The following is a 13,904-nucleotide window of genomic DNA, read 5'->3' as shown; positions in this document are numbered from 1 at the left end:
CCCTTTTCATGGATGTGGTTGACGCAGAACTTCGGGATGGAAGTCCCACCGGTGAACGCATGAACGCGGAAAAGGTTCGCGTCATCGCCTGCGGCGCCATCGCCCGCGAGGTCATCGCCATCCGCGAAGCGAACGGTCTTTCCCATATCGACCTTCTCTGTCTTCCCGCCATCTGGCACGCCCATCCGGAAAAGATTACCCCCGGCGTGGAACAGGCGATCGCCGAAGCGCGCGCCGAGGGGTTTTCGCGCATCTTCGTCGGCTATGCGGATTGCGGCACCGGGGGCCTTCTCGACCGGCTCTGCGAGCGCGAGGGCGTCGAGCGCATCGCCGGCCCGCACTGTTATTCCTTCTTCGCCGGCAACGAGGCCTTTGCGGCCAAGGACGACGACGTCACCTCCTTCTTCCTCACCGATTTCCTCGCCCGCCAGTTCCGCGCCTTCGTCATCGAGCCGCTCGGCCTCGACCGCTACCCGCAGCTGAAGGACATGTATTTCGGCAACTACACCAAGCTCGTCTATCTCTCGCAGGTCGAGGACGAGGGCCTGCAGCAGAAGGCGAAGGAGGCGGCGGACTATCTCGGCCTCACCTACGAATATCGCTTTACCGGCTATGGCGACCTGACGGGCGAGCTTTTGCGCGCGCGGTAAGGAAGCGTTATCCAATCCGGCAGGATCCCCCCTCCCCTTAAGACGGCGATAAACTCCGCGCGCGACAGTGTCGGCCGAAATTGCCCCTCACCCTAACCCTCTCCCCGCAAGCGGGGAGAGGGAACGTGCCCGACGAACCGGTCATGATCGAGGAAACCGACGCGGCATTTCCTTCTCCCCGCTTGCGGGGAGAAGGTGGCGGCAGCCGGATGAGGGGCGGACGCAAATGCATAGGCTCCTCGATGACGGCACCGACCATCGCCATTCTGATCCAGCCCGGCCCCAACCCGGAAATCGTCGTCAACGCCCTCAAGGCCGCTTTCCCGAACCTCGTCGTCATCGAGGAACAGCCCGAATCGCAAAAGCTGTTCATCCGGCGGCGGGCGAAAAAACTCGGCTGGGTGCAGGCCCTCGGCCAGCTCGCCACCATGGTCGTCTCCCGATACGGCAAGCGCTTCACCACGAAACGCGCCGCGGAAATCCTTGAGGAATTCGGTGCAAACCCCTCGGTGGACCCGGCAATCCGCCGCATCGCCGTCCCCTCGGCCAACAGTCCCGAACTGCTGACGGCGCTTGGAGAAATCCGGCCGGTCGCGCTGCTTCTCGTGAGCTGCCGCATCATGAAGGCGCAAACGCTTGCCGCGACCCCCTGTCCCGTCCTCAACTTCCACGCCGGCATCAACCCGCAATATCGCGGCCTGCAGGGCGGCTACTGGTCGCGCATCGAGCGCGACGAGGAGAATTTCGGCGGCACCGTGCACCTCGTCGATCCGGGCGTCGACACCGGCCACGTCCTCTACCAGCAGCGCGTCAAACCTTCCAAACGCGACACGATGCACACCTATCCGCTGCTCCAGACGGCGGCCTCGACCGGCATCATCGTCGAGGCGATGCGCGATGCGGCGGCCGGCAATCTCAAGCCCTTGAAAATAGCGGCGCCCTCGCGGCAATGGTATCATCCGCCGATCTGGACCTGGCTCTGGAACGGCGTGACCCGCGGCATCTGGTAAAAGCTTCTGTATAGTCGAATCCCGCGTCGTTTTTGAGCATGGGGCAGTCGTGGCGGGTGAAGCCCGCGACGCGGCAAGATCGCATTGTCAGCGCGAGGAGAATTTTCGACATGGCAGACCGCATCATCGTCTACTGGCGCGACATCCCCGCCCAGGTCATCATCAAGAAGGGCCGCACGAGCGCCAAGCGGGAACTGTCGCTGCGCTTCACCGAGGCGATCGACATGTGCGCCATGCGCACCGGCGCGGCCGAAACGGACGACTACCTCGCCGAATGGCGCAAGGCCGATCCCGTTCCGGTCTCCGACGACCTGGAGGCGGAAGCCGACAGGGCCGCAACCGAGCTGGAAGCCGCCTATGACCGCGAGCGGCTCGTCGCCCTCGTCAAGGCCGGAGGCCGCGACAATGGCTGACACCGTCCAGAAACCGGGCAATGCCGCCCCCGCCAAGAAGGCCGCCACCGGCGCCTTCACGCCGGCCGGCGTCTCGCCGAGCCGCCGGGCCCGGCACAAATACACCGTCCGCCTGTGGGCCGTGCGCCATTCCCGCTTCTTCGAATGGTTCTACCACCGCTTCGCCCAGGGCTTCCTGCTGCTGCACCCGGTCTGGAAGCTTCTCGGCTACCAGCGCGTCGAGCGGCCGATCACCTTCGTCGAGCGCCATGTGAAGGGTTTTCTCTTCGACTGTCGCATGTGCGGCCAGTGCGCGCTGTCGTCGACGGGCATGTCCTGCCCGATGAACTGTCCCAAGCAGCTTCGCAACGGCCCCTGCGGCGGCGTTCGCGCCAACGGCAATTGCGAAGTGGAGCCGGACATGCCCTGCGTCTGGGTCCAGGCCTGGAAGGGATCGCAGAACATGGCGAAGGGGGATGCCATCATGAACGTGCAGAAACCGGTGAACCAGTCGCTGCGCGAAACCTCCTCCTGGCTGCGCGTGACGGCAGAGGCCGCCGCCGCCAGGGAAGCCGCCGCTGCCGGAAAGGACGCCTGATCCATGGCGCATATCGATGAAAACCCGCTCGGCCCCCATCTGCCGCTCGATCCCCTGCCCGGCCATTCCTCGCTCGGCCGGCTGGAGCGCGTGCTGCGCCGCGGCGAATTCGCCGTCACGACGGAACTCAACCCGCCCGACAGCGCCAATCCGGAAGACGTCTACGAGCGCGCCGCGATCTTCGACGGCTGGGTGGACGGCATCAACGCGGTCGACGCGTCGGGCGCCAACTGCCACATGTCCTCCGTCGGCATCTGCGCGCTGCTCACCCGCATGGGCTATGCGCCGATCATGCAGATCGCCTGCCGCGACAAGAACCGCATCGCCATCCAGGGCGACGTCCTCGGCGGCGCGGCCATGGGCGTGTGCAACATCATGTGCCTGACCGGCGACGGCGTGCAGGCCGGCGACCAGCCCGGCGCAAAGCCTGTCTTCGACCTCGACTGCATGTCGCTGCTCGAAACCGTGCGCATCATGCGCGACAATTCGAAGTTCCTCTCCGGCCGCAAGCTGACGACGCCGCCGAAGGTCTTCCTCGGCGCGGCGATCAACCCCTTCGCCCCGCCCTACGACTTCCGCCCCTATCGCCTCGCCAAGAAGATCGAGGCCGGCGCGCAGTTCGTGCAGAGCCAGTACTGCTTCGACGTGCCGATGTTCCGCGAATACATGAAGAAGGTGCGCGACCTCGGCCTGCACGAGAAATGCTACATCCTCGTCGGCGTCGGCCCCATGGCCTCGGCCAAGACGGCGAAGTGGATCCGCTCCAACGTGCCGGGCATCCACATTCCCGATTCCGTCATCGCGCGGCTTGAGGGCGCCCAGGACCAAAAGAAGGAAGGCAAGCAGCTCTGCATCGACATCATCAACGAGGTGAAGGAGATCGAGGGCGTTTCCGGCATTCACGTCATGGCCTACCGGCAGGAAGAATATGTCGCGGAGATCGTGCATGATTCCGGCGTGCTGAAGGGCCGCCAGCCCTGGAAGCGCGAGCCGAACCCGGTCGACCAGCTCGTCGCCGAACGCATCGAAAGGACCCGCCAGGGCGTCGAACAGAACCAGCAGCAGATGGCCGAGACCGCCGCCCATCACCCCCATTGATCCCATGCCGGCCGCCGCCGGGCATGCCGCTTGTAACACCGGAAATCGCGCGCTAGACCAGACCCAGCGCCCCGCCCCAGAGGACCCTATATGACACGCACCATCGTCGCCTCGGCCACCCGCGAAATCGTCATCGGTTTCGACCAGCCCTTCTGCGTCATCGGCGAACGCATCAACCCGACCGGCCGCAAGAAGCTGGCCGCGGAAATGCAGGCCGGCAATTTCGAGACCGTCATCAAGGATGCGCTGGAACAGGTCGCCGCCGGTGCCACCATGCTCGACATCAATGCGGGCGTGACCTCGGTCAACCCGAACGAGACGGAGCCGGGCCTTCTGGTGCAGACGCTGGAGATCGTCCAGGGGCTCGTCGACATCCCGCTCGCCATCGACAGTTCGGTCACCGCCGCCATCGAGGCCGGCCTGAAGGTCGCCAAGGGCCGTCCGCTGGTCAACTCCGTCACGGGCGAGGAGGAGAAGCTCGAAGCCATCCTGCCGCTCGTCAAGAAGTATGATGTCCCGGTCGTCGCCATCTCGAACGACGAGACCGGCATTTCCATGGACCCGGACGTGCGCTTCGCCGTCGCCAAGAAGATCGTCGAACGCGCCATGGACCATGGCATCAAGCCGCATGACATCGTCGTCGACCCGCTCGTCATGCCGATCGGCGCGCTGGGCGATGCCGGCCGCCAGGTCTTCCAGCTGCTCTATCGCCTGCGCAACGAGCTGAAGGTCAACACGACCTGCGGCCTCTCCAACATCTCCTTCGGCCTGCCGCACCGCCACGGCATCAATGCCGGTTTCATCCCCATGGTCATCGGTGCCGGCATGACCTCGGCCATCATGAACCCCTGCCGCCCGCAGGAGATGGAAGCCGTGCGCGCCGCGAACGTGCTCAACGGCACGGATGCGAACTGCACCAACTGGATCATGACCTACCGCGACCACAAGCCCGCCGAAGGCGGCGCCGTCGCGGCCGCATCCGCAGCACCGGCAGCCGGCGGCGGTCGCCGCGGCGGCCGCGCAGCCCGCGCCGGCGCGGCGCGAGAATAACGTGGCCGGCGGGCGCCAGTTTCGTCGCGACGCCTTCAGCCTCTGGCTGCAGGCGCCGCTGGTCATCGCCATGCGCTGCCACGAGATGCAGATGGCGGCGCTGACGGGCTCGACGCAGAACACGGCCGAAATGACCCGGATGGTCACCGAAAAGATGGCTGCCACGGCGGAGAGCGTCGTGGCAGCCAATTTTGCCGTTGCAAAGGCCGTGATGACGGCGGCCTCGCCGCAAGCCACGGCCCGCGCCGTCTCGGAGGCCGCGCTGAAGCCCTACGGCAAGCGCGTGCGCCGCAATGTGCGACGTCTCTCGGCCAGGAAGGGCTGAGGAACGCCGTTTCAGGCCGAAAAAAGAGAGTACGACCGATGCGCATCGAAGGTGAGAACGAGACCAACATGACCGAAACGTCGGTGAAGGAGCCGCTCGTCCTCTTCATGCCCTCGGGCAAGCGCGGCCGCTTCCCGGTCGGCACCCCCGTCCTCGAAGCGGCGCGCAAACTCGGCGTCTATGTCGAGAGCGTCTGCGGCGGGCGTGCGACCTGCGGGCGCTGTCAGATCGAGGTGCAGGAAGGCAATTTCGCCAAGCACAAGATCGTCTCCTCGCTCGACCACATCTCGGAAAAGGGCCCGAAGGAAGAGCGCTACGAAAAGATCCGCGGCCTGCCGGAAGGCCGCCGCCTCTCCTGTTCCGCCCTCATCCTCGGCGACCTCGTCGTCGACGTGCCGCAGGACACCGTCATCAACGCGCAGGTCGTACGCAAGGCGGCGTCGGACCGCGTCATCGAGCGCAACGCCGCCGTCCAGCTCTGCTATGTCGAGGTGGACGAGCCCGACATGCACAAGCCGCTCGGCGATCTCGACCGCCTGAAGGTGATGCTGGAAAAGGACTGGGGCTGGAAGGACCTCCTGATCGCCCCCCACCTTATCCCGCAGGTGCAGTCGATCCTGCGCAAGGGCAACTGGGGCGTTACCGCCGCCATCCACCGCGACATGGATTCATCGCGCCCCTTCATCGTCGCCCTCTATCCGGGCCTGAAGAACGAGGCCTACGGCATTGCCTGCGATATCGGCTCGACGACGATCGCCATGCATCTCGTCTCGCTGCTGTCGGGCCGCATCGTCGCCTCCTCGGGCACGTCCAACCCGCAGATCCGCTTCGGCGAAGACCTGATGAGCCGCGTCTCCTATGTCATGATGAACCCGGACGGAAGGGAAGCCATGACGAAGGCGGTGCGCGAGGCCGTCAACGGCCTGATCGGCAAGGTCTGCGCCGAAGGCGAGGTCTCCCGGCACGACATCCTCGACATGGTGTTCGTCGCCAACCCCATCATGCACCACCTCTTCCTCGGCATCGACCCGACGGAGCTCGGCCAGGCGCCCTTCGCGCTCGCCGTGTCGGGCGCGCTGCAATACTGGGCGCATGAACTCGACATCGAGGTGAACCGCGGCGCGCGGCTCTACACCCTGCCCTGCATCGCCGGCCATGTCGGCGCGGATGCGGCGGGCGCCACCTTGTCCGAAGGCCCCTACCGGCAGGACCGCATGATGCTGCTGGTCGATGTCGGCACCAATGCGGAAATCGTGCTCGGCAACAGGAACCGCGTCGTCGCCGCCTCCTCGCCGACCGGCCCCGCCTTCGAGGGCGCGGAAATCTCCTCCGGCCAGCGCGCCGCCCCGGGCGCGATCGAGCGCGTGCGTATCGATCCCGCGACGCTGGAGCCGCGCTTCCGCGTCATCGGCGTCGACAAGTGGTCGGACGAGGACGGTTTCGCCGAGGCCGCCGCCAGCGTCGGCGTCACCGGCATCTGCGGCTCGGCGATCATCGAGGTCGTCGCGGAGATGTATCTTTCCGGCATCATTTCGGAAGACGGCGTGGTCGATGGCACGATGGCGGAGAAGAGCCCCCGCATCCTTGCCAACGGCCGCACCTTCTCCTACCTGCTGCATGACGGCGAGCAGCGCATCACCGTGACGCAGAACGACATCCGCGCCATCCAGCTCGCCAAATCCGCGCTCTATGCCGGCATCAAGCTGCTCATGGAAAAGCAGGGCATCGACCATGTCGACACGATCCGCTTCGCCGGCGCCTTCGGCTCCTTCATCGATCCGAAATACGCCATGGTGCTCGGCCTCATTCCGGACTGCGATTTGAACGAGGTGAAGGCGGTCGGCAATGCCGCCGGCACCGGCGCGCTGATGGCCCTCCTCAACCGCGACCACCGTCGCGAGATCGAGCGCACCGTCGCCCGCATCGAGAAGATCGAAACCGCGCTGGAGCCGAACTTCCAGCAGCTCTTCGTCAACGCCATGGCGCTGCCGAACAAGGTGGATCCCTTCCCGGAGCTCGCCAAGGTAGTGACCCTGCCGGAACGCAAGGTGCTGGCCGACGACGGCGGCGAAGGCGGCGGCCGGCGCAGGCGGCGCAGCAGGGAATAGGGCTTCGACGTTTTTCCCAGCCTCCCGCCCCCTGAGGATTGCCGCTTGTCGGGTTTTCCCTCTCTCCCCGCAAGCGGCAGGGCCTTCGTACAAGCAGCGAGGTTGCCGCTCGTCTTCTTCTCCCCCGTGGGGAGAAGGTGGCCCGAAGGGTCGGATGAGGGGGGATTTGCACGGCGTCTCAACGTCTGCGCCACCCCCCTCATCCCGCTGCCGCGACCTTCTCCCCACAGGGGAGAAGGGGCAGGAGGCACCCTCAGAATTCCATAGGCGATTTCCCTCAGCAGGCGACCTGCAGCATGTCCATCGGCCGGCGCTCGATGCGGGCGAAGGCGGCGCGGATGTAATCCGCCACGGCGAGCGCCGGCGTATCGGCCTCCTCGCTGACGACGAGGCCGATGAGATAGTGGCCGAGGTCCGGCAGGCCGTCCTTCTCGCCGAGCGCCACCATGTCGTCCCCGACCAGGAAGCGCGCGAGTGGCGCGACCGCAAGATCGGCGCGGATGGCGGCGCGCTGGCCCATGTGATGGGCGCAGAAATAGGCGACGCGGAAATCGCGGCCTGAACGGCTCAGTTCCTCCAGCGCCCGCGCCCGCCAGATGCAGCCCTCTTCCCAGACCGACACCGGCAGCGGGTTCTTCAGATGCGCATTGCCGCAGTTCTTGCCGGCCCAGACGAGCTGTTCCTTGAGCAGGATCTCGCCCGGAACGGGGAGCGTGCCGTCGGAGGCATTGAAGATGGCAAGGTCGAGCCGGCGCTCGGCGACGGCGCGGCGCAGGTTGCCGCTCGTCTCGATCGACACGTTGACGGCGATCGACGGATAGGTATCGGCAAAGCGGCGCAGCACTTCCGGCAGGATGAGTTCGCCCACGTCGTCGGGCGCGCCGAGCCGCACCACGCCGTTCATTTCCGGCATCATGAAGCGCGACACCGCCTCGTTGCTGAGCGCGATCAGCCGGCGCGCATAGGAGAGCAGCACTTCGCCATGATGCGTCAGCACCACGGAGCGCGCATCGCGGCGGAACAGCGTGCAGCCGAGCAGTTCCTCCAGCTTCTTGATCTGCATGGAGACGGCGGACGGCGTGCGGTGCACCGTTTCGGCGGCGGTGGTGAAGTTGCCGGTCTCGGCAATCGCCACGAAGGTTTTCAGGATATCGAGTTCCAGCAAGGGGAGCGTCTGGCGCATCAGCAGGTTCATGCCTACCTCCATGGATCAGAAAATCTGAAGCAAAGCGTCACTTCATTTCGTTTGATTGAAAACCGAGACGGGCGGATAGTCAACCTCACAAGCCAACGAGTGGAAGGAAAAACGCCATGGATACGCAGAAATCGTACAAAAACGGCGCCGATCTCGCCGTTACGGTTCGTGGAAACGGATTTTACTACGCAATACGGCGCTTCGTGGGCGACGCGATCGAAGCCCGCCGCCGGCGCAATGCGGTCCGCCACACGGCCAAGGAACTGGCCCAGCTACCGCCCTACCTCAAGGACGACATCAACTGGCCGGCCATCACAAACCATGAGGAACGCTGATCAATCCAATCAAATATATTCGTTTGATTGATGCATGAGGTTGCGACATAGTCACGATCAAGGTCGCGACCTTTCGAAACCTCCCAAGCTCGAAAGGACCCTGAAATGGCACTAGCATTGGAACATCGTCCGGTACGGCATGCGTCTCGCACCCGTCACGCCGGCAGCCCGTCCCATCCCCTGCGGGACACCTTCGAACGGATCGTCTCCGCCTGGCGGCGCTATCGCACCGAGCGCGAACTGGAAGGCCTGTCCTTCGACCAGCGCAAGGATATCGGCTTCCGTTCGTCGGACAAGACCACACGATGACGGACGACTGCAGCGGCAACACGCCGAAGGAAGACGACGCCACATACCGCCGGAGCTGACCGTAAAACGTCCCTCCGGCGGTTTTCTTTCATGGCCGCAGGATCGGCACCTGGGGCGCCACGGTTTCCGGCAGGATGCCCGTCACCCGCGGATCGTCGAAGACCTCCACCTGGCGCTTCACGGGCGCGAAGCCGGAGCGGATATAGAACGACAGGGCCTGCGGCGCATCGAGCGTGCAGGTATGCACCCAGAAGCGGCGGATCGGCGGATGCCCGTCCCGCGACCAGGCCCGCGCGATCGCCCGGTTCATCAGCCAGCGCCCCGTTCCATTGCCGATCGTCGCCGGCGTCAGGCCGAAGAAGGCGAGTTCGCAGACGCCCGCCTCGCGAAAATCCAACTCCAGCAGCCCCTCGCCCCGCCCGTCCTTCATCACGGCATGGACCTCGACATCCGGGTGATGGAGGATTTCGGCCAGATCGGCCTCGGCCATGGCGAGGCGCGAGGCCCAGAGCCATTCGGCGCCGATGCGGCCATAGAGGTCGCGATACCAGGCGATCTCCGGCCGCACGATGCGTTCGAGCGTGATGCCGGCCTGTCCGGGATCGGCGCGCTCGGGCGGCGGCGCCCGCATTTCAAGGCAGGTCACCACGGCAGCGAGCTTTCCCGCCGGCACGTCCGAATATCCATCTGGCAGCATCGACATCACCCTGCAAAAATCCTGCTTCCTATGTCGCGAGGCGGGCCTGGTTGTCAAACGGAACGACGCGGTTCCCGTATATCGGGGCAAGCTGTCGCAATCGGACGATGCCGGCGGCAGGGTCGCAAATGTGCAAGTGCGAAGGCATGGACACAATTCCGCCGGAAGGCACTGGCATTTCAGCGATACGTAGCGGGATTCAGTCGTAACCATCCCTTTCGGTGTCGCAAAAATACTAGCGCGCCTGCCGGACTGCCTGCAACGATTGCGACATCGCGCCTCCAGCATGGACACTCCGATGAACAAGCCAAACGTCAAGAAGCGTTCTCTCGTTTTCTTCCTGGTGCCCAACTTCTCCATGCTGCCCTTCTCGGCGGCGATCGAGACCCTGCGCATCGCCAACCGCATGCTCGGCTACGAGGCCTATACCTGGCGCCTCGCCTCGACGGACGGCCAGCAGGTGCTCTCCTCCAGCGGCATCGGCATCGAGGTGAACTCCTCGCTCGCCGACGAGCGCAAATATCTCGGCGGCGAGAACCGCCCCTCCATGGTGCTGGTCTGTTCCGGCATCTATGTCGAGGACTTCTCCAACAAGTCGGTCAATGCCTGGCTGCGCGAGGTCTACAACCGCGGCATCGCCGTCGGCTCGCTGTGCACCGGCGCCCATGTGCTCGCCCAGGCGGGCCTGCTCACCGGCAAGCGCTGCGCGATCCACTGGGAGAACCTGCCGGGCTTTGCCGAGGCCTTCCCGCAGGCCGACGTCTATGCCGACCTCTACGAGATCGACAGCAACATCTATACCTGCGCCGGCGGCACCGCCTCGCTCGACATGATGCTGAACCTGATCGACCAGGATTTCGGCGAGAATCTCGTCAACCGCGTCTGCGAACAGGCGCTGACCGACCGCGTACGCGGGCCGCACGATCGCCAGCGCCTGCCGCTGCGCGCCCGCCTCGGCGTGCAGAACGCCAAGGTGCTGTCGATCATCGAGCTGATGGAGAGCAACCTCTCCGAGCCGCTGTCGCTGCTGGAGATCGCCGACAGCGCGGACCTCTCGCGCCGCCAGATCGAGCGGCTGTTCCGCCAGGAGATGGGCCGTTCGCCCGCCCGCTACTATCTCGAGATCCGCCTCGACCGTGCGCGCCACCTGCTCGTGCAATCCTCGATGCCGGTGGTGGAAGTGGCGGTCGCCTGCGGCTTCGTCTCCGCCTCGCACTTCTCCAAGTGTTATCGCGAACTCTACAACCGCTCGCCCCAGCAGGAGCGCGCCGAGCGCAAGCTGACGCTGTCGGCCATCGCCCGCTGATCGACCAAAGGCCCCGCCACGGCGGGGCTCAGCTTGCCAGCGCGCTCATCAGCGACAGTTCGGAGAAGACTCGGTTCCGGCCGGCATGCTTGGCCATGTAGAGGAACTGGTCGGCAGCGTTCAGGTAGTTGTCGAAGGTTTCCCGGCCGGAAATCGCCGCAAGACCGGCGGAGACGGTGATCGTCAGGGGCTCGCCATCCGCATTGATCGGCTGGGCCGCCAGTTCCAGGCGCAGCTTTTCGCAATATTCCAGCGCCCCTTCCAGCTCCAGGCCGTGGAAGATGATGCCGAACTCCTCGCCGCCGAGCCGCGCCAGGAGATGGCGGTCGCCGACCCGGTGCTTGAGCCGGCGCGAGACGGCCTTCAGCACGATGTCGCCGACCTCGTGGCCGTAGGTGTCGTTGAGACGCTTGAAATGGTCGATGTCGAGGATGGCGATCGACATGGGCTCGCCCCGGCGCAGCGCCTGGTCGACGAGCCGCGGCCCCGCCTCGAAAAAGTAGCGACGGTTGTAGATGTCGGTGAGATAGTCCCGCGCGGCGATGCGGTGCAGCGACTGGACACGCTTCTGGATCGCCGCGACGTGGAAGATGCGGCTGTTGAACTCTTCGATGAGGAACGGCTTCTGGATATATTCATCGCCGCCGGCGCGCAGGAATCGGGCGGCGACCATGCGGTCCTCCGAGGTCGACAGGCCGACGACCCGCACGGCATCGTCGCCGTGGCGCTGGCGGATCTCGCTCAGGAGGTCGAACCCGTCCATGTCGGCAAGCGCGAGATCGCAGACCACCATGTCGATGCCGCCATGCGAATCCAGCGCATCGAGCGCCGCCGCACCGCTTTCGACCGCGATGATCTGGAACCGCTGCTTGGCGATCAGGCTCACCTGCCGCTGCAGGCTCTCCGGATTGGAATCGACGACGAGCACCTGCGTCTTGCCGCTCGTCAGGATGCGATCGACGGCAACCACCAGTTGCTGGATCGCTGCCGGATTGTCCTTGACGACATAGTCCAGCACGTTCTTGGCAAGGATATGGTCGCGGGTGGCATCGCTGAAGGAGCCGGTGAAGACCAGCGGCGCGATGCCCTTCGAGATCACATAGTCGAGCGCTTCGCAGTTCGGCGCGTCGGGAAGGTTGAGGTCGAGAACGGCCAGAACGAATTCCGGCGCCTCGCCCTGGAAGATCGCCCGGACGGCGGCCATGCTGGAACAATGGGTGACGGAAAGGCCGAGCTCCCGCTCAAGCCGGTACTTGAGCGCGGTGGAAAACATGCGCGAGTCTTCCACAAGCAGCACCTGCTGGCCTGAATGGCGCAGAAATGCAGGCCCTCGCTGCGGATTTGGATCCACTCCCACGTCGTCCAGTACCCTGATGATGTTCCGGTCTGGAACGCATTACAAACCACCGGTTTTACCAACTGGTTAATCCGCAAAGAAATATCTTACGCTACGTAAGGGACATATAAGGGTGGATTGCGGAAACAGCAGGGAAATCAAGCCGTAAGACGCCGCTGGGCCGTCTTGATCTGGGTCAGCGTGTCGAGGTTCTGATTAACGCGGCAGTAGAATTCCTCATCGATGAACGGGCGCATGATGAAGTCGTTGCCGCCGGCCTTCAGGAAGCGGGCGGACAGCAGGCGATCGGTCGAGGACGACACGCCGATGATGCGCAACTGGTGCGATCCGATCGTGCCGCGGATGCGCCGCGTCAGCTCGAAACCGTCGATGTCGGGCATGTTGTAGTCGGTGATCATCAGGCCGATATCGGGATTGGCCTTGAGCAGCGCGAGCGCAGCCGAACCGTTCTCCGCCGTGCTGACGCGGAAGTTGTAGCGCTTCAGGCGCGTCGTCAGCAAGGCCCGGGCCGTCGCGCTGTCGTCGACGATCAGGACGTGGTGGTTGTGGTTGGTGAGGAAGCGGCAGACCGATTCGGCCAGCATGTCGACGGCGAAGATATTGTCCTTCAGGATGTAGTCGACGATTTCCTTGGAGAGTAACTGGTCGCGCGTCGTCTGCTGGAACGTGCCGGTGAAGACGATCGTCGGAATGCTGAGGTCGACCAGGTAGTTCAGCGCCTCGCCGTTCTCGGCGCCCGGCAGGTTGATGTTCGAGATCGCGAGCGTGATCTTCTCGCTGGACTTGTCATAGGCAAGCTCCAGTTCCTCGAAGCTGCGGCAGATCTCGACATCGATGTCGAAAAGCTCCTTCAGGCGCTTGGAGATCATGGAGGTGAAGACATTCGAGTCCTCGGCAACAAGAATACGGTGATGCGAGAGAGACGCGCCGGAATACTGCATTCCGGAAATGCCGATAAACGCCATGATATGCCTTCGTAACAGAATGTTCCCCAGGTTAAGACCTAGCGGCAACCCTTTGCGAAAGCGTTAAATTTAGAGGGCATGAAAAAGCGGGAGGCGAAACTCGGCCGCATCGCGCAAAACCAGCCGCACAAAAGCAAAACGGCGCGGTTCGACTTCCGCGCCGCAGCAAAAACCGTCCCGAAGCTTACTTGACCGAGGCGGAACCGCCCTCGATCTCGACATTTTCGCCGCCGTTCAGGGCGATGCGGTCGCCGTTCGGCAGGGTGACGAAGCAGCCGGACGGGCAGATCGTCTCCGTCGCACCGGGCTCCAGCGCGACCTCCATGCGGCTGCCGCCCTCCACGATGACGAGCACCTGGGTGTCGCCGTCCTTGTTGGTCACCGAGGCAGCCATGGCCGGAGCGGACACAGCGGCCGACACCAGCAGCATCATGATCATTCGCTTCATCTTCGCCCGGCGCTTTAGCGCCGCCCCTGTTCACAAGCCCTTGCAGAACACTATCGTTCCT

16 protein-coding genes are annotated in these 13,904 nt (G+C 64.5%); 11 read left to right on the top strand and 5 right to left on the bottom strand.

The genetic code is table 11. The features are described from left to right. Positions 1-59 precede the first annotated feature (59 nt). From EV665_RS02730 to EV665_RS02695, 8 genes are all read left to right on the top strand, one after another. Positions 60-650, top strand: a complete 591-nt coding sequence (locus tag EV665_RS02730) for a DUF1638 domain-containing protein (RefSeq protein ID WP_133032985.1) — start codon at positions 60-62, stop codon at positions 648-650. A 242-nt stretch (positions 651-892) separates the two neighbouring features. Then, entirely contained in the window at positions 893-1,660 is a 768-nt protein-coding gene (locus EV665_RS02725) for a formyl transferase (RefSeq protein WP_162852948.1), read from the top strand. A gap of 110 nt (positions 1,661-1,770) precedes the next feature. Beyond that, the gene (locus tag EV665_RS02720) at positions 1,771-2,073 is read left to right on the top strand and encodes a virulence factor (RefSeq protein ID WP_133032983.1); all 303 of its coding nucleotides are present in this window, start codon (positions 1,771-1,773) and stop codon (positions 2,071-2,073) included. Further along, complete coding sequence (locus EV665_RS02715) at positions 2,066-2,650, top strand: methylenetetrahydrofolate reductase C-terminal domain-containing protein (protein ID WP_133032982.1); 585 nt, start codon at positions 2,066-2,068, stop codon at positions 2,648-2,650. The genes EV665_RS02720 and EV665_RS02715 overlap by 8 nt, the downstream gene beginning before the upstream one ends. 3 nt (positions 2,651-2,653) lie before the next feature. Further along, positions 2,654-3,748 carry a methylenetetrahydrofolate reductase gene (locus tag EV665_RS02710; RefSeq protein ID WP_064330371.1) on the top strand — a complete coding sequence of 365 codons (1,095 nt, stop codon included), beginning with the start codon at positions 2,654-2,656 and terminating at the stop codon, positions 3,746-3,748. A gap of 90 nt (positions 3,749-3,838) precedes the next feature. Next, entirely contained in the window at positions 3,839-4,798 is a 960-nt protein-coding gene (locus tag EV665_RS02705) for a methyltetrahydrofolate cobalamin methyltransferase (RefSeq protein ID WP_133032981.1), read from the top strand. A 1-nt stretch (position 4,799) separates the two neighbouring features. Beyond that, on the top strand, positions 4,800-5,123 hold the full coding sequence (locus tag EV665_RS02700) for a hypothetical protein (protein WP_064332534.1): 324 nt from the start codon (positions 4,800-4,802) through the stop codon (positions 5,121-5,123). Between the two features lie 38 nt (positions 5,124-5,161). Then, on the top strand, positions 5,162-7,231 hold the full coding sequence (locus tag EV665_RS02695; protein ID WP_133032980.1) for an ASKHA domain-containing protein: 2,070 nt from the start codon (positions 5,162-5,164) through the stop codon (positions 7,229-7,231). Between the two features lie 277 nt (positions 7,232-7,508). On the opposite strand, the gene EV665_RS02690 is transcribed toward EV665_RS02695, so the two are convergent. Beyond that, the gene (locus EV665_RS02690; protein WP_064330374.1) at positions 7,509-8,426 is read right to left on the bottom strand and encodes a LysR family transcriptional regulator; all 918 of its coding nucleotides are present in this window, start codon (positions 8,424-8,426) and stop codon (positions 7,509-7,511) included. 116 nt (positions 8,427-8,542) lie between these two features. On the opposite strand from EV665_RS02690, the gene EV665_RS02685 reads away from it, so the two are divergent. Both EV665_RS02685 and EV665_RS02680 read left to right on the top strand, forming a co-directional pair. Further along, complete coding sequence (locus EV665_RS02685; RefSeq protein ID WP_133032979.1) at positions 8,543-8,761, top strand: hypothetical protein; 219 nt, start codon at positions 8,543-8,545, stop codon at positions 8,759-8,761. 105 nt (positions 8,762-8,866) lie between these two features. Then, positions 8,867-9,070, top strand: coding sequence for a hypothetical protein (locus EV665_RS02680; RefSeq protein ID WP_133032978.1), 204 nt, complete (start codon positions 8,867-8,869; stop codon positions 9,068-9,070). Between the two features lie 88 nt (positions 9,071-9,158). Here EV665_RS02680 and EV665_RS02675 read toward each other — a convergent pair whose 3' ends face one another. Beyond that, positions 9,159-9,767 (bottom strand): GNAT family N-acetyltransferase, encoded by a 609-nt coding sequence (locus tag EV665_RS02675; RefSeq protein ID WP_133032977.1) that lies wholly within the window; start codon positions 9,765-9,767, stop codon positions 9,159-9,161. A 298-nt stretch (positions 9,768-10,065) separates the two neighbouring features. Here EV665_RS02675 and EV665_RS02670 point away from each other — a divergent pair, with 298 nt between their 5' ends. Further along, on the top strand, positions 10,066-11,073 hold the full coding sequence (locus tag EV665_RS02670; RefSeq protein WP_133032976.1) for a GlxA family transcriptional regulator: 1,008 nt from the start codon (positions 10,066-10,068) through the stop codon (positions 11,071-11,073). A 28-nt stretch (positions 11,074-11,101) separates the two neighbouring features. On the opposite strand, the gene EV665_RS02665 is transcribed toward EV665_RS02670, so the two are convergent. The 3 genes from EV665_RS02665 to EV665_RS02655 all read right to left on the bottom strand — a co-directional run bounded on the left by EV665_RS02665 (position 11,102) and on the right by EV665_RS02655 (position 13,843). Beyond that, on the bottom strand, positions 11,102-12,346 hold the full coding sequence (locus EV665_RS02665) for a GGDEF domain-containing response regulator (protein ID WP_133032975.1): 1,245 nt from the start codon (positions 12,344-12,346) through the stop codon (positions 11,102-11,104). Between the two features lie 221 nt (positions 12,347-12,567). Beyond that, positions 12,568-13,395: a response regulator gene (locus EV665_RS02660; RefSeq protein WP_064330378.1), complete on the bottom strand. Its 828-nt coding sequence runs from the start codon at positions 13,393-13,395 to the stop codon at positions 12,568-12,570. 184 nt (positions 13,396-13,579) lie between these two features. After that, complete coding sequence (locus EV665_RS02655; RefSeq protein ID WP_064330379.1) at positions 13,580-13,843, bottom strand: hypothetical protein; 264 nt, start codon at positions 13,841-13,843, stop codon at positions 13,580-13,582. Positions 13,844-13,904 lie beyond the last annotated feature (61 nt).

This window comes from Shinella granuli (assembly GCF_004341885.1).
Lineage (GTDB): Bacteria > Pseudomonadota > Alphaproteobacteria > Rhizobiales > Rhizobiaceae > Shinella > Shinella granuli.
The sequence above is the reverse complement of the archived record's forward strand: the minus strand, read 5'-3'. Positions and strand labels throughout refer to the sequence as shown.